Genomic DNA, 15,906 nt, shown 5'->3' on the forward strand with positions numbered 1-15,906 from the left:
GCGGCCAAGCCGCCGCAACAGGCGCGCACTATGGAAATTCGCGACACCCGCGTGGCGACTGCCGCAACCACAACGGTAGCTGCGCCGGAATAAGCGCAGCGGGAAAATGCAGACTGCAGCGCCCGAAGCGTTCACCCAGCGGCCCGGTGACGCGTTCAACCACAAGCGCGGCGCCTGGGCGCAGATTTCTCCGGCGGCGCGGCGCATCATCCTCGCCCGCACTGCGCGGAGCATCGGTCAGGGCGCGCTGGTCGCCGCCTTCACCCTCTATCTGCACGCGCTGAACTGGAATGCGCCGCAGATCGGCGCGGTGCTCAGCGGCGGGCTGTTCATCGGCGCGGCACTCACGCTGTGGATCGGACCGTTGAGCGACCGGCTCGGGCGACGCCAGTTCCTGTTGGGATACGAGCTGGTTCTCGTCGTTTGCGCGGCGGTGGCCCTGCTCGCAGCCACACCCTGGCTGCTGGTGCCCGCGGCCTTGCTGGGCGGATTTGGCCGCGGCGCCAATGGAGCCGCCGGTCCGTTCGGGCCGCTGGAGCAATCGTGGCTGGCCCACGGCACGCCGCCCGCGCTGCGCTCACAGATTTTCAGCCTGAACTCCACGCTGGGCATGCTCGGCATGGCGCTGGGCGCCGTGTTGGGCGCTGCACCCCATTGGCTCAGCGCCCTCATGCCGACGGATTGGGCTTACCGCAGCCTATTCATCCTGCCGCTGCTGGGCTCGGCGATAGGGTTTTTTCTGCTGCTGAAAGCCGAAGACGCCCCGACAGCGGCAAACCCTGAAGCTCGTCCGCTGGCCCTGGCAACGGTTCCCGAAGACCAAGATCAGGCGGATCGCCAAGCCCGTCACCTGCGCGAAAACGCCTTGCTCTGGCGGCTCGGATTGGTGAACGCGCTCAACGGCCTGGGCATCGGCATGGTCGCCCCGCTGATGGCCTATTGGTATCTGGTGCGCTACGGGCACGGGCCGGCCAGCATTGGGCCGGCCATGGCGGTGAGCTTTGTTTTCGCCGCTTTCGGCGCGCAGATCGCAAGCCGGCTGGCGCAGCGCTTCGGCGCGGTGCGGGCCGTCGTCGGCATGCGCACGATGGGGCTGATCATGCTGGTGCTCACGCCTTTGTCGCCGGTGTTCTGGATCGCATCCGGTTTTTACGCCCTGCGCGCCACCGCGAATCAAGGCACCATGGGCGTGCGTCAGGCACTGACGGTGAGCCTGACGGGCGCGGATCGGCGCGGTCTGGCCGCAACGGTCAACAATGTGTCCATCCAGATTCCGCGCGCCATTGGGCCTTTGATTGCCGGGGTTTTGCTGCACCTGGGCTGGCTGATCGCGCCGTTTTTTGTGGCGGCCACGTTCCAGGCCGCCTATCTGGTTTTGTATCAGCGGTTTTTCAAAAACATCGAGCCGCGCGACGCGGCCCCCTGAAAGCGCAACGCCCCGCAGAAGCAGGGCGTGGTCACGGACATCAGGCGGAGTTCAGCGAGCACTCAGCGATCACCCAGCGATGAATCCGCTGAACAATCAGCGAGGTTTGGGCGCTCCGATGTCACCCAGCAGCTTGCCGTTGACCTTGGTGCCGTACAGGCTGAACTTGCTGTCGTGGAACTTGGCACGGGTGGCCGTCACGCTGCCCTGCCAGCGCGGGTCTTGCGGGCGCTCCTGCGCGTCCATGAAATAGGCGACGTCCCAGGCCTCCTGCGGGCTGAGGCTGTAGCTCATGCCGTAGGGCATATTGGCGTAAATGAACTTGGCCGCGTTTTTGTAGCTGCCCATGCCCGCGCCCCAGTTGAACGACTTGGGCCCCCACAGCGGCGGAAACACCGTTTCGCCGTTGACGTACTGCCCCTCTCCATTGGCGGCGTGACACAAAATGCACTTGGCCTCGTACACCTTCTGACCCCGCACATAGTCGGGCGCCTGCTGCGGCTCGGGCAGGTTCGGGTAACCGCGCCCCGCCACTTTTTCATCGACCGGCAGCCCCTTGGAAAGCCAGTAGGAATAGCTCTCCAGCGCCACCAGGGTTTTGCTGCCCAAGGGGGGCGCCTTGCCGTTTTGGCTGAACTTGAAGCAGCCTTGCAGGCGCTCCTCGAACGTGTTGACCTTTTTGTTCTTGCCGCGATAGGCGGGATAGCTGACATACGCCGCCCATAGCGGCGCTGAGCCCGCCATGCGGCCGGCGTCGGTATGGCAGTTCACACAGCTCAGGGTGTTGCCGACAAAGTCTTTCGCGTATTTGGGCGTGTCGAGCATGATGTCACGCCCGAGCTTGACCATCTTGCCGAAATCATCATCGGGAATGGCCGACTCGGGCGGCGGGGTGAATTGGGCGCCGGTGCCCACCGCCGAATTGATTTCTGACTTGGGGGGCGCCATCGGCGCATCGGCCGCCAAGGCCGAAGCCGCAGAAGCGGCAAATAGACCAAGCGCGCACAGCGCCAGCGTCATAGGGGTTTGTTTGCGTGTCATGGTGCGCTCCGATCAATGTTTTGCCGAGGCGGACTTGGCAGCCGATTGGGCAGGACTCAGGGGCTGCGCCGCGAGCCATTGCGCCACGGCCTGCGTTTGCGCATCGGTCATGCGCAAGGCGACGGTGTGCATCAGGCCCAGCGGATCGCCGCTGCGGCTGCCATCCTTCCAGGCCTTGATCTGCGCCTCGATATAGGCGGCGCTCTGGCCGACCAGAGCGGGGAAGTTCTCACCCACGCCAACCGCTCCCGGGCCATGGCAGCGGATACAGGCGGGAATGCCTTTTTCCCAATCGCCGCGCAGCGCCAGCCGCTCACCCTCGGCCGCCGCCGCTCCGGTTGGCATGGGCGCGGGTTTGCCGCTGGGCTTGAGCTTGGAGTAATAAGTCGCCAGTGCGGTGACCTGCGACGAGCTCAGCGGTTTGGCCATGCCGGACATGATGGCGTTGTTGCGCGTGCCGTCGGCGAAATAGCGCAGTTGATCGGCTAGATATTGCTCGGGCAGACCCGCCAGCCGCGGATAACCCGCAGCCGCATTGCCCATGCCACCTGCGCCGTGACAGGCGATGCAGGACGCCGCTTCAGGCGGGGCGGCAGCCCAGCTCGCAGGCGCGGCCCAAAACAAGGCGCCGAGCGTGGCCACGGCCAGCACTCGGCGCATCGGGATGAATTGACGCATGGGGAGACTCCTCTCAAGTCGGTGCAGGGTTTCATATTGCGCGGCAAATGACGATTGCCGTTGCGGGAAAACCCTGTCAAAGTCGAGGCGAAGTCTAAAGGCGGTTGGCGGAATGAACAAACGCCTTCTGTCGATATCGATCAGAAATGCGATTGCTGGTCTGATCGAATCTGCGTCAAAACATTACCGGGGCTTCAACCCAGCAGCTTGCCCAGCATCTGCTGCGCGGTCGCCATCAGATCGCCCTCGGTCGGCAACTGGCCACCCGGCGTGAGTTTGTCCACCACATCGGGCAGCGCCTGCGACAACTCCCCCGCAGCCTGTTCCGGCTGAATGCCAAGTTTGCTGGCAATATCGCCCAGTGCGCCGCTGCCCAGCACCTGCTGAATCTGCTCGGCCGAAATCGGCAGATTCGAGCCCGTGCCCACCCACGACTGCACTAGATCGCCCAGGCCGCCCTGCTGGAACTTATCCAGCAGCCCACTCAGACCGCCGCTGTTGTTCATCAGCCCCATGACCACCTGCAGCATCGGGTTGTCCCCCGCTGCGCCCTGGGCCTGCTGGCCTCCCAGCATCTGCCCCAAACCCCCAGCCACGCTATCGAACAGTCCCATGATTCACTCCTTGGTCGATAATTCAGTTCAGCAAGTCCAGCCCCCTTGGCGCACAATTGCACCTCGCTTGGGCGACCTGAATAGCTTATTAGGATTGCATGACCTTGAGTATCGTTTGTCGGCCCGAATTTTGAAACTTCTGCTTTATTTACAGTTTCATGGACGCTTCTTCTGAACAGATTCACACCCTGATGGCCGACCTCGGAGCTCGTGCTCGCGCCGCCTCGCGCGACATGGCCCGGGCATCAACCGCGGCGAAAGATCGTGCGCTGGTCGCGCTGGCTGCGGCCATCCGGGCGCATCGCCCCGCCCTGCAGGACGCCAATCTGCGGGACCTGCACGCAGCGCGCGAAGCCGGGCTGGAAGCGGCGTTCGTCGACCGTCTCACCCTGAGCGATAAGGTGGTCGAGCAGATGGCGCAAAGCTGCGAGCAGGTCGCCGCGCTGGCCGACCCGATCGGCGGAATTGACGGCGTGCGCCGCCGACCCAGCGGTATCAGCGTGGGGCAGATGCGGGTGCCGCTGGGCGTGTTCGGCATGATTTACGAGAGTCGGCCCAATGTCACCATCGAGGCCGCGTCGCTCGCCATCAAGAGCGGTAACGCGGTCATTCTGCGCGGCGGCTCAGAAGCCATACACAGCAACCGCGCGCTGGCCGATCTGGTGGCGCAGGCGTTGCGGGCGGCCGGTCTGCCCGCCGACGCGGTGCAACTGGTGCCGACCACCGACCGTGCCGCCGTGGGGGCGCTCATCACCATGCCGCAATTCGTCGACGTCATCATTCCGCGCGGCGGCAAGGGGCTGATTGAGCGCATCAGCGCCGAAGCGCGGGTGCCGGTCATCAAGCACCTCGATGGCAACTGCTATGTGTATGTGGACAGCGGCGCTGATCTCGACATGGCCGTTCGCGTGACAGAAAACGCCAAGACCCAGCGTTACAGCCCGTGCAACGCAGCCGAGTCCTTGCTGGTCGCCCGCGATATGGCGGCTGATTTCCTGCCGCGCATCGGCGCCGCGTTCGTGCGCAAGGGCGTGGAAATGCGCTGCTGCCCGGCCAGCCGCGCCCTGCTCGCTGCCGTGCCTGGCGCCGCACCGCTGCTGCGTGATGCCACCGAGGCCGACTGGAGCGCCGAGTACCTCGCACCCATCATCTCCATCAAATTGGTGGAGGGGGTGGATGAAGCCATCGCCCACATCAACCGCTACGGCTCGCAGCACACCGACGCCATTCTCACCCGCGATCACCCCCGCGCCATGCAGTTTTTGCGCGAGGTCGATTCGGCCAGCGTGATGGTGAACGCCTCGACGCGGTTCGCTGACGGGTTCGAATATGGCCTGGGAGCGGAAATCGGCATTTCCACCGACAAGTTTCACGCCCGCGGCCCAGTGGGCCTGGAAGGCCTGACCAGCGTGAAGTGGGTGGTGCTGGGCGACGGCGAAGTGCGCAACTGATTTTTTCTCCATCACTCATGACTTCCCCCCAGATCGAAACCGCCGTCCTCACCCTGCCGACCCTGCTGCGCATCAATGCCGCCATTGGCGCGGGTTTCGGCGTGCTCAGCGCCTTGCTCACCGCGGTGGTGAAATGGCGCGACTTCAATGGCTTCGAGCTGCTGGCCATCCTGCCCGGAGCGGTGTTTTTCAATACTCTGGCGCTGCTGTTCGTCACCCTGGTGGGGTATTGGCTGTACCGTTGGCTGGCTGAGCGCCAGCACTGGAGCCTGCATCATCTGCGCACGCGGCGTACCCATCCGCACACGTCAGCCTGACCCAAAAATCGAGGAGACCTCCATGAATCCACGCGACCGCATCAGACTGCTCGGCGCAGGCCTCATTGGCCTGGGTGGCGCCCAGCTCGCGCAGGCGCAGACGCAAGGGCCGGTGGCAGCGCAGCAGATTTCCAGCGAGCCGTGGAAAGTGGCGTTTCAAATCAGCGACAGCCTGGAGCAGGCCTATGAGGGGCTGATCAATATCCAGAACGTGCTGGAACTCGACCCCAAGATGCAGTTCATCGTGGTGGGTTACGGCAAGGCCATTCACTTTCTGCTCAACGGCGCCAAAACGCCGCAAGGCGCACTGTTCTCCGGGATGATCGGCGATTTAGCCAATCAGGGCGTGCAGTTCAAGGCCTGCAACAACACCCTGACCTTTCTCAAAATTCCGCAAAGCGAACTGGTGCTCGAAGCGACGGTGGTTCCGGCTGGGGTTTATGAGCTGGTCAAGCTGCAGTCCGAGGGCTGGTACTACATCAAGCCCTGAGTCGATCCACGAGGCGGCCTCTGCGGCAGGCTGTCGCCTGTCGGCTGGCAGCACCCGCTCGAATTGTGTGACCCGGGTCACACAGCCGCTCGCCTACGCACCCTGGTATTGACAGCGCTCAAGCGTGGCAAATTCCTGCTGGTTCACCCGAATGTATCCATTTGCTACATTTCGCTACCTTTTGCTTTAGATCAAAGACTTTTGATGTCTTCTGGTCTGCAGCTAAACCCCCTCAAGGAGGCATCGAATGTTGCGCAAACTGTTGTTGACGACGTCCCTGCTCTGCGCCACGGGCGCGGTGCAAGCGGCCGATCTGGTCACGCCGAGCCAGGCGCTGGCCGCCACCTGCTTCAATTGCCACGGGCCGCATGGCGTGTCCACCGCAGCCATTCCCTCGCTGGCCGGGCGCACCTCGGCGTCGATCGTGGAGACCATGGCGGAATACAAGACGGGCAAGCGCACCGGCACCATCATGCCGCAGATCGCCAAGGGTTACACCGATGAGCAGATCGCGGTCATCGCTACCTATTTCTCGCAGCAAAAACAGTAAGGACGCACACGCCATGCAATCCCGTCGCAAATTCCTGGCAGGCGCCGCCACTGTGGGCGCCATCGGTCTCGCACCCGCGCTGTCGGGCTGCGCCAGCACCACCCGCAGCGCCGCGGGCAAAGGCAAGGTCGTCATCGTCGGCGCCGGTTATGGCGGCTCGACTGCGGCCAAATACATCCGTGACTGGTCGGGCAACGCCATCGAGGTGACGGTGGTCGATCCGGGCGATGCCTTCATCTCTTGCCCCGTTTCCAATCTGGTCATCGCCGGCGCCAAGTCGATGCAAGACATCACCACCTCCTACGACGCGCTGCGCGACCGCCACGGCGTGAAATGGGTCAAGAGCATGGTGGAAAGCATCGACCCCGCCGCCCACACCGTCAAGCTCGCCAACGGCGATACGCTGAAATACGACAAGCTCGTGGTCTCGCCCGGCATCGATCTGATGTTCGATACGGTCAAGGGCCTGAAAGCTGCGAATGAAGCGGGCAAGCTGCTCATTTCCATGAAAGCCGGGCCGGAAACCGTGGCGCTGCGCCAGCAGATCGAGTCCATGCGCGACGGCGGGGTGTTCGCCATCTCGGTGCCCAAGGCCCCCTACCGCTGCCCGCCCGGCCCTTACGAGCGCGCCACGCTGGTGGCCGCCTACTTCAAAAAGCACAAGCCCAAGTCCAAAGTCATCATTTTCGACGCCAACGACAAGGTGCAATCGAAGGAGCCGCTGTTCAAAAAAGCCTGGGCCGAGATGTATGCGGGCATGGTGGAGTACGTGCCCGACCGCAACGTGGTGGGGGTGAACGCGCAGACGATGGAAGTCGAGTTCGAAGTGGACAACCCGGTCAAGGCCGACGTGCTCAACGTCATCCCGCAGCAGCGTGCGGGGGTCATCGCGCAGCGAACCGGCCTGGCCAATATGAACGGCCGCTGGTGCGCGGTGGACTATAAAACCTTCGAATCGACGGTGCACAAAGACATCCACGTGCTGGGCGACTCCATCCAGATCTCGCCGCTGATGCCCAAGTCGGGCCACATGGCCAACCAGCACGCCAAGGTCGCCGCTGCGGCCATTGTGTCCATGCTCTACGACCAGCCGATCAACAACCATCCGGTGGTGATGAACACCTGCTACAGCATGGTTAGCTTCGACCGGGCGATTCACGTCGCCACGGTGCACCAGTACAACGAGAAAGAAAAGACCTATCTCACCGTTCCCGGTTCAGGCGGCATCTCGGCAGGGCTGTCCGACGTCGAGTCGCACTACGCCGAGGCGTGGGCCATCAATATCTGGCGCGACACCTTGTCCTGATCACACACCCACGCGCCGCAGGGTCTGTGCTTGCCCGGATTGTGCAGTGCGTGGTTCACAGGCATCATGACAAAGCCGATTTGAAGTCGGCCCTATCTTTTTTCGCGGCAACGCCATCAGAGCGCAACGCGACAACCATCCCAAGGAGGAGACAAATGGAGAACACCCCCAATCGCCGCAAGGCACTGGCTGCGGCAACCGTTGGCGCCGCGGCACTCATGGTCAGCACGACCGCTCGCGCGCAAGGCCGCGCAGACAAGGAAGGACCCGTGAAAGTCGTCTATCACGTCACACAGGGCGACGCACAAGGCTCGCGCTGCCTGGGCAATGTGCGCAACCATCTGGCGGCAGACCCCACGGCGAAAATCGTGGTCGTCGGCAATGGGGCCGGGATCGACTTCATGCTCAATGGCGCGGTCGATGGCAAAGGCGCCGAGTTCGCCGGGTTAATCGGCGGCCTCGCGGCGCAGGGCGTGTCGTTCCGCGTGTGCAACAACACCCTGACCTCGCGCAAAATCCCTAAAGATCGCGTGCTGCTCGATGCCACCATCGTGCCTTCTGGCGTGGCCGAGGCCGCCAATCTGCAATACCGCGAGGGCTACGCCTACATCTGCCCCTGAGCCTTCACCGTTCAAACGGTTCATCCAGCGGGAGGCTGCACCGATAATGTGCCGGTGACCTCCCCTTCCCAACCCACCGTCCTGTCCGCCCAGCGCCCCTTGTGGCGCGATCTGATCGCTTGCGCGCAATTGATCGGCGCAGTGCAGGCGGGCGCCTCACTTTCCACCGCCTTGCCCCAGGCCGCAACACGCGGCAAGTGGGATGCCAGCCAGCGCGGCGCAGCGCAGGCGCTGAGCTTTGCCGTCTTGCGCCATCTCGGCACGGTGCGGGCCTTGCTGGCCGATCTGCAGCCCAAACCGATCCACCCGCCCCTGCTGCGCGATGTCTTGCAGACCGCGCTGGCGCTGCTGCTGCCGGATGCCCCCGCGCACTACGCCGCACATACCGTGGTCAATCAGGCCGTCGAAGCATGCAAGCGCACGCCTTCGCTGCGCCATGCCCAAGGGTTTGCCAACGCCTTGCTGCGGCGCTTTGTGAGCCGGACAGCCGACATCGAAGCGGTGCGAATGAGCACTCTGGAGGCGAGATGGAATCATCCGGACTGGTGGGTACAGGCCCTGCAGTCGGCCTATCCCGCCGACTGGCAAAGCGTGCTCGAGGTCGCGCAGCGACAGCCTGCCATGACCCTGCGGGTGAACCCCCGGCTTCAGTCGCGCACCGCCTATCAGGCCGCGCTCGCTGCGTGCGGACTGCCGTGCACGGCGCCTGACGACCCCCTGCTCGACCAAGCGCTCATTCTGAAGCAGGCGTTGGCGGTTGAGCGCCTGCCCGGCTTCGAGCGCGGCTGGGTGAGCGTGCAAGACGCCGCCGCGCAATACGCCGCCGCCCTGCTCGACGTCCAGCCGGGCCAGCGCGTGCTCGACGCCTGCGCCGCGCCGGGTGGCAAGACCGCGCATCTGCTCGAACGCTGCGATTGCGACCTGCTCGCCCTCGACAAAGACGCTCAGCGTTTGCGTCGGGTGGAAGACACCCTAGACCGCCTCGGCCTGCAAGCGCACACCCTCGCCGCCGACGCCGCCCATCCAGCCACCTGGTGGGACGGACAGCCCTTCGACCGCATTCTGCTCGACGCGCCCTGCAGCGCCTCGGGCATCGCCCGCCGCCACCCCGACATCCGCTGGCTGCGCCGCGCCGCCGACATCCCCGCGCTCGCGGCCACGCAAGCCGCGCTGCTCGACGCGCTCTGGCCGCTGCTGCGGCCCGGCGGAAAACTGCTTTATGTCACCTGCTCGGTGTTCCCGCAGGAGGGGGTGGAGCAGGCCCGGGCCTTCCTCGCCCGCCATGCCGATGCGATAGCATCGCCCGCGCCGGGGCAGTTGTTGCCGCAGGAACCCGCGCCCGATCAGACCGAGGATGAACCCGGCCCTGGCGCTGCGCGTCATTCGCAAGACGGGTTCTTCTACGCCCTGTTCACCAAAGCATCGTGAAAACCCGCCCCGCCTCCCCCGACCCCATGCGCCGCAAGCTGCTGCGCAACGGCTTGGCGCTGGCCGCAGGTGTCAGCCTGATCTCGCGAGCCCGGGCCACCACGGTCGATACCGAACCGCTCATGCTGACCATGAGCCCGGAGGGCTTGTTTGTCACCACGGCCGCCGTGTTCGCCTTGCCGCGCAGCCTTGAAGACGTGCTTCACCGCGGCATTGCGCTTTATTTCGAGACCGTGGTCACGGTGGTGCGCCCGCGTTGGTACTGGTTCAACGAGGACATCGCTCAGGCCCGGCGTGAAGTGCGGCTGGCCTATCAGCCGCTGCTACAACGCTACCGCGTCTCCGTGGGCGGTCTGCAGCAGAACTATGACAGTCTCGACGAGGCGCTGGGCGTGGTGCAGCGCACCCGGCACCTGCGCGTGGCCGAACCCTCACAGCTCACGGCCGGTCAGACCTACCAACTCGATGCGCGGTTCAAGCTCGATCTGTCGCAGTTGCCACGGCCGTTTCAGCTCAATGTCTCTTCTCAGTCGGACTGGAAAATCGAAGCGACCTTTCCGCCGCAACCGTTCGTGTGGACGCCATGACCCGGCCGAGCAGCAATGCCTGGGACAGTCGCACCTCGCGCTGGGCCACGCGCATGGCGCTGGCGCTGGGCCTGCCGCTGGCGGTGTTCCTGGTTTTTCTGCTGGCGGTATCAACCGACAACACGGGGCAGCCCAGCCCATTCTTTGCCTGGCTGTACTGGATCAATTTTGTCGTGGCGGGGGTGTTGCTGCTGGTCGTGCTGGCACTCGGTCTGCGGCTGGGCTGGCGCCTGCACAAACGGCGCTTCGGCAGCCGTCTGCTGTTCAAACTCGCCGCGGTGTTCGCCTTGGTCGGCGTGCTGCCCGGGGTGGTGATCTACACCGTGTCTTACCAATTCGTCGCCCGCAGTATCGAAACCTGGTTCGACGTCAAGGTGGAGGGCGCGCTCAGTGCGGGCCTGAACCTGGGGCGTACCACGCTCAATGTGCTGCAGAACGATCTGCAGTCCAAGGCCCGCAACCTGTCGGTACAGATCGCCGACGACCCGACCCTGCTGTCTCCGCTCTCGATGGAGCAGCTTCGGCAGCAACTCGGGCTGCAACAGATCACCGTGTTCGATGGCAATGGCACGGTGCTCGTCACCGCGGGCGGAAACCCGTTCTCGCTGGTGCCCGATCTGCCCGGCCCAAACAGCATGCGGCAACTGCGCACCATGGGCTCCATTGCCGACATCGAAGGCGGCGACGACGGCGCTAGTCAGACCCCACAAACGCTGAAGCTGCGGGTGGTGGTCAGCCTGCCCACGCGCCATTTCGTCCTGCCCGGGCATGGGCGCTATCTGCAACTCATCCAGAACGTGCCGCAAGCCATTTCCAGCAGCGCCCTCGAAGTGCAGCGCGCGTATGGCGAATATCAGGAGCGCGCCCTGGGCCGTGAGGGCCTGAAGCGCATGTACATCTCCACCCTCACGCTCACGCTGTTCCTCGCCGTGTTCCTGGCGGTGCTGCTGGCTGTGGTGCTGGGCAACCAGTTGGCCAAACCGCTGCTGCTGCTGGCCGACGGCATGAAGGCCGTGGCCGAAGGGGATCTGCGGCAGAAGCCCAACTTCCAGCGCAATGACGAGCTCGGCGTGCTGGTGCGCTCGTTCAACGCCATGACCAACCAGCTCGCCGAAGCCCGGGCGCAGGTGCAGTTCAATCACGACGCACTGGAAGCGTCGCGCGCTTATCTGCAAAGCGTGCTCGACAACCTCAGCACGGGCGTGCTCGTCCTGGGCAGCGATCAGCGGCTAGCCCTGGCCAACCCCAGCGCCACCCGGCTGCTGCGCGCGCCACTGCAAGGCCTGATCGGCCAGCCGCTGAATCAGCACCCCAGCCTGCAAGCCCTGGCGCAGACCATCGCCGATGCCTTTACTTCGCTCGACGAACAAGACAATGCCGGACCCAGCCCGCACTGGCTGCAGCAGATCGAGTACCCGCTGCCGGGCAGCGACGCCACCATCACCTTGCTGGCCCGGGGCGCCCGGCTGGCCTTGCCCGGACAGCCCGCATCGGTCGTTGTGTTCGACGACATCTCCGAGGTCATCTCCGCACAGCGCTCGCTCGCCTGGGCCGAAGTCGCCAGGCGACTGGCGCACGAAATCAAGAACCCGCTCACGCCCATCCAGCTCTCGGCCGAGCGCCTGCAGATGAAGCTGGCCGCCAAACTCGAAGGCGCCGATCGCGACATGCTCCAACGCAGCACCACCACCATCGTCAACCAGGTTCAGGCCATGCAGCACATGGTCAACGACTTCCGCGACTACGCACGTCTGCCGGCCGGCAAACCCGAGGCCATGAACCTCAACGCACTCATCCAAGACGTGCTCAATCTCTACACCAGCCTGCCCGCACACGATGGCGCCAGCCCCGAAGAAAAGCCGCAGGTAAGGGCCGACCTGGCTGCCGATCTGCCCCACATTCTCGGTAACGCCACGCAGCTGCGACAGGTCATTCACAACCTGCTGCAAAACGCCATTGATGCGGTCGCCGCACAGCCCGAGCGCAAGGTGCGCATCCGCACCGAGGCCCTGCCGACACCGTCTGGCGCCGCCCTGCGCGTGCGTCTGAGCGTGAGCGACAACGGCCCCGGCTTCAGCGACAAAATCCTCAACCGCGCCTTCGAGCCCTATGTCACCAGCAAGCCGCGTGGCACGGGTCTGGGTCTGGCCGTGGTGAAAAAAATCGCAGAGGAACACCACGCCCGCATCGAGATTCAGAACCTGCAGTCAGAGGGGTCGGTTTGCGGCGCACGCGTTTCCCTTATATTCCCTGGGCTGGCGCAACAACATTCTGTGGATGCGCCCCAGCGGCAAGCATGAGAGTGAGTCGGTATGGCAAGTATTTTGGTAGTTGACGATGAGATGGGAATTCGGGAGCTACTCTCGGAAATTCTCAATGACGAAGGGCACACCGTATCGCTGGCCGAAAACGCCGCGCAGGCCCGACAGCTGCGCGCCCAGGCCCGGCCCGACCTCGTGCTGCTCGATATCTGGATGCCCGATACCGACGGCGTCACCCTGCTCAAAGAATGGTCCAGCAGCGGACAGCTCACCATGCCGGTCATCATGATGTCCGGTCACGGCACCATCGACCACGCCGTAGAAGCCACCCGCATTGGCGCCATGGCCTTTCTCGAAAAGCCCATTGCCCTGCAGAAGCTCCTGCAATCCGTCTCGCAAGCGCTCACCAAACCTGTGGCCCGCAGCGCCAGCGGCGTCAACCCCGCATCACCGCTCGCGGTCATGCCCGGCGTCAACGCCGTGCAGGTGCAACAACCCGTGGCCCTGCCCGCAGAACGCGCCTTTCTGCTCGACCGCCCCTTGCGCGAAGCGCGCGATGAATTCGAACGCGCCTATTTCGAATTTCACCTCACACGCGAAAACGGCAGCATGACCCGCGTAGCCGAAAAAACCGGGCTCGAACGCACACACCTCTATCGCAAGATCAAACAACTCGGAGTCGATCTCGGCCGCGGTTCGCGCAACAGAAATGAACCCTCGTCCGTCCAGGAAGACGAAGCCATTGCGCATCTGGACCCCTCCGCCGAATAAGCAGCAGCGAACCGGACATTGCGAGTGCCTTGAAAAATTTTGCTAGGATGTTCGTTTTTCGAAAATGCTGCGCTCCAAAAAATCGCTTTTGCGCATGCAGTTTCTGAAATTTTGGCCAGGTAGCTCAGTTGGTAGAGCAGCGGACTGAAAATCCGCGTGTCGGCAGTTCGATTCTGCCCCTGGCCACCAAAAACACGTTCTTTACCGTTCACAGAAGTCCCAAAGCCCTAGATAAATCAACGATCTAGGGCTTTTTTTCGTCCCCTGTAGTGCTAGGATGTTCGTTGACATCCGGGGGCATGAGGGGGCAAGATAGGGGGCATATCACCACACCCTGGGGGCAAGCGCCCCAGAATGGAGAGCCGCTATGCCCCTGACAGATACCGCCATCCGTAATGCCAAGCCCGGCGCAAAAAGCGTCAAGATGTTTGACGGCGCTGGGCTTTACCTCGAAATCACGCCATCGGGGGGCAAGCTGTGGAGGCTGAAATATCGCTTCATGGGGGCAGAAAAGCGCCTGGCTTTGGGGGCATATCCCGCCGTTGGATTGAAAGAGGCGCGTGAGCGACGCGACGAAGCCAAACGCCACCTTGCCGATGGGCGCGACCCCAGCGCCGTCAAGCAAGCCGACAAAGCCCGCGCGCTGGCGCTGGCTGCCGATTCCTTCGAAGCTGTGGCGCGCGACTGGATTGCACGCCACCTCGACACCAAGGCCGCAGGCCATCGGGACAAGGTTGTCAGACGCCTGGAGCGCGACGTGCTCCCCTATATTGGCCGACGCCCTGTTGCCGAAATCACCGCGCCGGACATCTTGGCCGTGCTGCGCCGGATTGAAGGCCGTGGCGTGCTGGAAACCGCGCACCGCGCGCAGCAGAACATCGGCCAAGTGATCCGCTACGCCATCGCCACAGGCCGGGCCGTCAACGATCCCACACAAGCCTTGCGCGGAGCCTTGCCGCCCTATATCCCCAAACACATGGCTTCACCGGCAGATGATCCGCAGGCCGTGGGCGCCATCCTGCGCGCGCTCGACGCTTTCAAGGGCACGCCGATTGTGGCCACCGCCATCAAGCTGCTGCCGATGGTGTTTTGCAGGCCCGGCGAACTGCGCACGATGCGCTGGGAAGATGTTGACCTCGACGGCGCGCAGTGGCGCTACATCGTCAGCAAGACCAAGACGGAACATCTTGTTCCCCTGTCTCGGCAGGCCGTGGCGCTGCTGCGCGACCTGCACCCGCTGACAGGCCACCTGCCCGCAGGCTGGGTGTTCGTCGGACGCGCACCGACGCAGCCCATGTCTGACGCCGCCATCAATGCCGCCTATCGACGCCTGGGCATCGACACCCGCACCGAGCTGACCGGGCATGGCTGGCGCTCCGTGGCGCGCACCATCCTGCACGAACACCTGGGCTATGAACCTGCCGTGATCGAGCATCAACTAGCGCACGCTGTACCCGATGCGCTGGGCACCAGCTACAACCGGACGAAGTTTCTCAAGCAGCGCCAGCAGATGATGCAGGCGTGGGCCGATTACCTCGACAAGCTGAAGACCGGCGCGGAGATCATTCCGCTGCGCGCCTGAACAACCGCGCGCGCCCGGCCCCGGCGCGCATCATTCAAGGGAGTTGACATGAACGTGACCGAAATGCAGCAGCGCTTTGAAGAGCTTGCAAGCCTGATCGACGGCGCGCGGATGTTGATCGAATCGCACGGGGATGCTGGCCTAGCCTCTGGCCTGGAGATACTGCGCGTTGCTGTGGGAAAAGCGATAGACGCCTACGAAGAAGCGAACACCGAAGCGCAGGCCAGCCCGGAATATCAACCTGCTTGAATCGAGAGCCGCCATGCAAACCACTTCACAGCCGCCCGAACTGATCGCCTTTGCGGCAGGCTACACCTCGACCGCCTGGGAGGCCAGCCGCCCCGATGATCCCGAAGCGCCCTGGTCTGACCGATTCAGCGAGGCCGCCCGGCTGCACATGGCCGCAGACTGTGGCGCTTTCCTGCACGCCCACCGGGCTGAACTGACCGAGGCTTGCAACCGTGTGGGCTATTCGTGGGAACAGGCCGGGGGTGACTTTTGGTTGACGCGCAATGGCGCTGGTGTCGGCTTTTGGGATCGTGACCAGTTGGACGAAGGCGACCTAGGCCGCCGCCTGTCCGACGCCTGCCGCAACCATCCCGCCGAACTGGAGCTAGGAGAAGACGGCGAATTGCACTACCTCTCGGACTGGCCTTCTGTGAGCCGCTGACCCGTTTTGCCCGGCCTAGGAGTCTGGGCGGCAGAATTCCGTGAACCTGTGCCGGAGCGCCGATGCTGGGCGAGCGGACTGTTTTTCGGGCACGGTCGGCATGGCCGGTCGTCT

Annotated in this window: 17 protein-coding genes and 1 tRNA gene; 15 read left to right on the forward strand and 3 right to left on the reverse strand. The window is 64.0% G+C overall.

Going from position 1 to position 15,906, the window contains the following annotated elements:
- Window positions 1–106: 106 nt before the first annotated feature.
- The gene (locus ABT24_RS13335) at window positions 107–1,426 is read left to right on the forward strand and encodes an MFS transporter (RefSeq protein ID WP_276732800.1); all 1,320 of its coding nucleotides are present in this window, start codon (window positions 107–109) and stop codon (window positions 1,424–1,426) included.
- A gap of 96 nt (window positions 1,427–1,522) precedes the next feature.
- Here the strand turns inward: ABT24_RS13335 and ABT24_RS13340 are convergent, their stop codons facing one another.
- The 3 genes from ABT24_RS13340 to ABT24_RS13350 all read right to left on the reverse strand — a co-directional run bounded on the left by ABT24_RS13340 (window position 1,523) and on the right by ABT24_RS13350 (window position 3,759).
- Window positions 1,523–2,467 (reverse strand): c-type cytochrome, encoded by a 945-nt coding sequence (locus ABT24_RS13340; RefSeq protein ID WP_276732796.1) that lies wholly within the window; start codon window positions 2,465–2,467, stop codon window positions 1,523–1,525.
- Between the two features lie 12 nt (window positions 2,468–2,479).
- The gene (locus tag ABT24_RS13345; protein ID WP_276732793.1) at window positions 2,480–3,145 is read right to left on the reverse strand and encodes a c-type cytochrome; all 666 of its coding nucleotides are present in this window, start codon (window positions 3,143–3,145) and stop codon (window positions 2,480–2,482) included.
- Window positions 3,146–3,339: 194 nt separating this feature from the next.
- Window positions 3,340–3,759 (reverse strand): YidB family protein, encoded by a 420-nt coding sequence (locus ABT24_RS13350; protein ID WP_276732789.1) that lies wholly within the window; start codon window positions 3,757–3,759, stop codon window positions 3,340–3,342.
- A gap of 158 nt (window positions 3,760–3,917) precedes the next feature.
- Between ABT24_RS13350 and ABT24_RS13355 the strand changes: the two genes are divergently transcribed.
- The 14 genes from ABT24_RS13355 (at window position 3,918) to ABT24_RS13420 (ending at window position 15,792) form a co-directional block, all read left to right on the forward strand.
- On the forward strand, window positions 3,918–5,210 hold the full coding sequence (locus tag ABT24_RS13355) for a glutamate-5-semialdehyde dehydrogenase (RefSeq protein WP_276732786.1): 1,293 nt from the start codon (window positions 3,918–3,920) through the stop codon (window positions 5,208–5,210).
- Window positions 5,211–5,227: 17 nt separating this feature from the next.
- A complete protein-coding gene (locus ABT24_RS13360; protein ID WP_276732783.1) occupies window positions 5,228–5,527 on the forward strand; it encodes a hypothetical protein in 300 nt (99 codons plus the stop codon).
- Between the two features lie 22 nt (window positions 5,528–5,549).
- Complete coding sequence (locus ABT24_RS13365) at window positions 5,550–6,017, forward strand: DsrE family protein (protein ID WP_013107299.1); 468 nt, start codon at window positions 5,550–5,552, stop codon at window positions 6,015–6,017.
- 247 nt (window positions 6,018–6,264) lie between these two features.
- Window positions 6,265–6,567 carry a c-type cytochrome gene (locus tag ABT24_RS13370; protein ID WP_013124335.1) on the forward strand — a complete coding sequence of 101 codons (303 nt, stop codon included), beginning with the start codon at window positions 6,265–6,267 and terminating at the stop codon, window positions 6,565–6,567.
- 13 nt (window positions 6,568–6,580) lie between these two features.
- Complete coding sequence (locus tag ABT24_RS13375; RefSeq protein ID WP_276732779.1) at window positions 6,581–7,873, forward strand: NAD(P)/FAD-dependent oxidoreductase; 1,293 nt, start codon at window positions 6,581–6,583, stop codon at window positions 7,871–7,873.
- A 155-nt stretch (window positions 7,874–8,028) separates the two neighbouring features.
- Window positions 8,029–8,493 carry a DsrE family protein gene (locus ABT24_RS13380; RefSeq protein WP_013107303.1) on the forward strand — a complete coding sequence of 155 codons (465 nt, stop codon included), beginning with the start codon at window positions 8,029–8,031 and terminating at the stop codon, window positions 8,491–8,493.
- A 48-nt stretch (window positions 8,494–8,541) separates the two neighbouring features.
- Window positions 8,542–9,921 (forward strand): 16S rRNA (cytosine(967)-C(5))-methyltransferase RsmB, encoded by a 1,380-nt coding sequence (gene rsmB, locus ABT24_RS13385; protein ID WP_423837862.1) that lies wholly within the window; start codon window positions 8,542–8,544, stop codon window positions 9,919–9,921.
- Window positions 9,918–10,508 carry a DUF4390 domain-containing protein gene (locus ABT24_RS13390; protein WP_013107305.1) on the forward strand — a complete coding sequence of 197 codons (591 nt, stop codon included), beginning with the start codon at window positions 9,918–9,920 and terminating at the stop codon, window positions 10,506–10,508. Before rsmB ends, ABT24_RS13390 begins: the two co-directional genes overlap by 4 nt.
- Entirely contained in the window at window positions 10,505–12,808 is a 2,304-nt protein-coding gene (locus ABT24_RS13395; protein WP_276732773.1) for a sensor histidine kinase, read from the forward strand. The genes ABT24_RS13390 and ABT24_RS13395 overlap by 4 nt, the downstream gene beginning before the upstream one ends.
- Window positions 12,809–12,820: 12 nt before the next feature.
- Window positions 12,821–13,540, forward strand: coding sequence for a response regulator (locus ABT24_RS13400; protein WP_276732771.1), 720 nt, complete (start codon window positions 12,821–12,823; stop codon window positions 13,538–13,540).
- 113 nt (window positions 13,541–13,653) lie between these two features.
- Window positions 13,654–13,729: transfer RNA gene (locus ABT24_RS13405), tRNA-Phe, on the forward strand.
- A gap of 178 nt (window positions 13,730–13,907) precedes the next feature.
- A complete protein-coding gene (locus ABT24_RS13410; RefSeq protein WP_276732769.1) occupies window positions 13,908–15,122 on the forward strand; it encodes a tyrosine-type recombinase/integrase in 1,215 nt (404 codons plus the stop codon).
- A 48-nt stretch (window positions 15,123–15,170) separates the two neighbouring features.
- Window positions 15,171–15,371, forward strand: coding sequence for a hypothetical protein (locus ABT24_RS13415; protein ID WP_276732766.1), 201 nt, complete (start codon window positions 15,171–15,173; stop codon window positions 15,369–15,371).
- Window positions 15,372–15,384: 13 nt separating this feature from the next.
- The gene (locus tag ABT24_RS13420) at window positions 15,385–15,792 is read left to right on the forward strand and encodes a hypothetical protein (protein ID WP_276732763.1); all 408 of its coding nucleotides are present in this window, start codon (window positions 15,385–15,387) and stop codon (window positions 15,790–15,792) included.
- The last annotated feature ends 114 nt before the right edge of the window (window positions 15,793–15,906 follow it).

The sequence above is a fragment of the Thiomonas sp. SCN 64-16 genome (assembly GCF_001725585.1).
GTDB lineage: Bacteria > Pseudomonadota > Gammaproteobacteria > Burkholderiales > Burkholderiaceae_C > Thiomonas > Thiomonas arsenitoxydans.

Coding starts and splice junctions, on each gene's coding strand:
- ABT24_RS13335 (WP_276732800.1), top strand. CDS start 107: ATGCAGACTGCAGCGCCCGAAGCGTTCACCCAGCGGCCCGGTGACGCG.
- ABT24_RS13340 (WP_276732796.1), bottom strand. CDS start 2,467: ATGACACGCAAACAAACCCCTATGACGCTGGCGCTGTGCGCGCTTGGT.
- ABT24_RS13345 (WP_276732793.1), bottom strand. CDS start 3,145: ATGCGTCAATTCATCCCGATGCGCCGAGTGCTGGCCGTGGCCACGCTC.
- ABT24_RS13350 (WP_276732789.1), bottom strand. CDS start 3,759: ATGGGACTGTTCGATAGCGTGGCTGGGGGTTTGGGGCAGATGCTGGGA.
- ABT24_RS13355 (WP_276732786.1), top strand. CDS start 3,918: ATGGACGCTTCTTCTGAACAGATTCACACCCTGATGGCCGACCTCGGA.
- ABT24_RS13360 (WP_276732783.1), top strand. CDS start 5,228: ATGACTTCCCCCCAGATCGAAACCGCCGTCCTCACCCTGCCGACCCTG.
- ABT24_RS13365 (WP_013107299.1), top strand. CDS start 5,550: ATGAATCCACGCGACCGCATCAGACTGCTCGGCGCAGGCCTCATTGGC.
- ABT24_RS13370 (WP_013124335.1), top strand. CDS start 6,265: ATGTTGCGCAAACTGTTGTTGACGACGTCCCTGCTCTGCGCCACGGGC.
- ABT24_RS13375 (WP_276732779.1), top strand. CDS start 6,581: ATGCAATCCCGTCGCAAATTCCTGGCAGGCGCCGCCACTGTGGGCGCC.
- ABT24_RS13380 (WP_013107303.1), top strand. CDS start 8,029: ATGGAGAACACCCCCAATCGCCGCAAGGCACTGGCTGCGGCAACCGTT.
- ABT24_RS13395 (WP_276732773.1), top strand. CDS start 10,505: ATGACCCGGCCGAGCAGCAATGCCTGGGACAGTCGCACCTCGCGCTGG.
- ABT24_RS13400 (WP_276732771.1), top strand. CDS start 12,821: ATGGCAAGTATTTTGGTAGTTGACGATGAGATGGGAATTCGGGAGCTA.
- ABT24_RS13410 (WP_276732769.1), top strand. CDS start 13,908: ATGCCCCTGACAGATACCGCCATCCGTAATGCCAAGCCCGGCGCAAAA.
- ABT24_RS13415 (WP_276732766.1), top strand. CDS start 15,171: ATGAACGTGACCGAAATGCAGCAGCGCTTTGAAGAGCTTGCAAGCCTG.
- ABT24_RS13420 (WP_276732763.1), top strand. CDS start 15,385: ATGCAAACCACTTCACAGCCGCCCGAACTGATCGCCTTTGCGGCAGGC.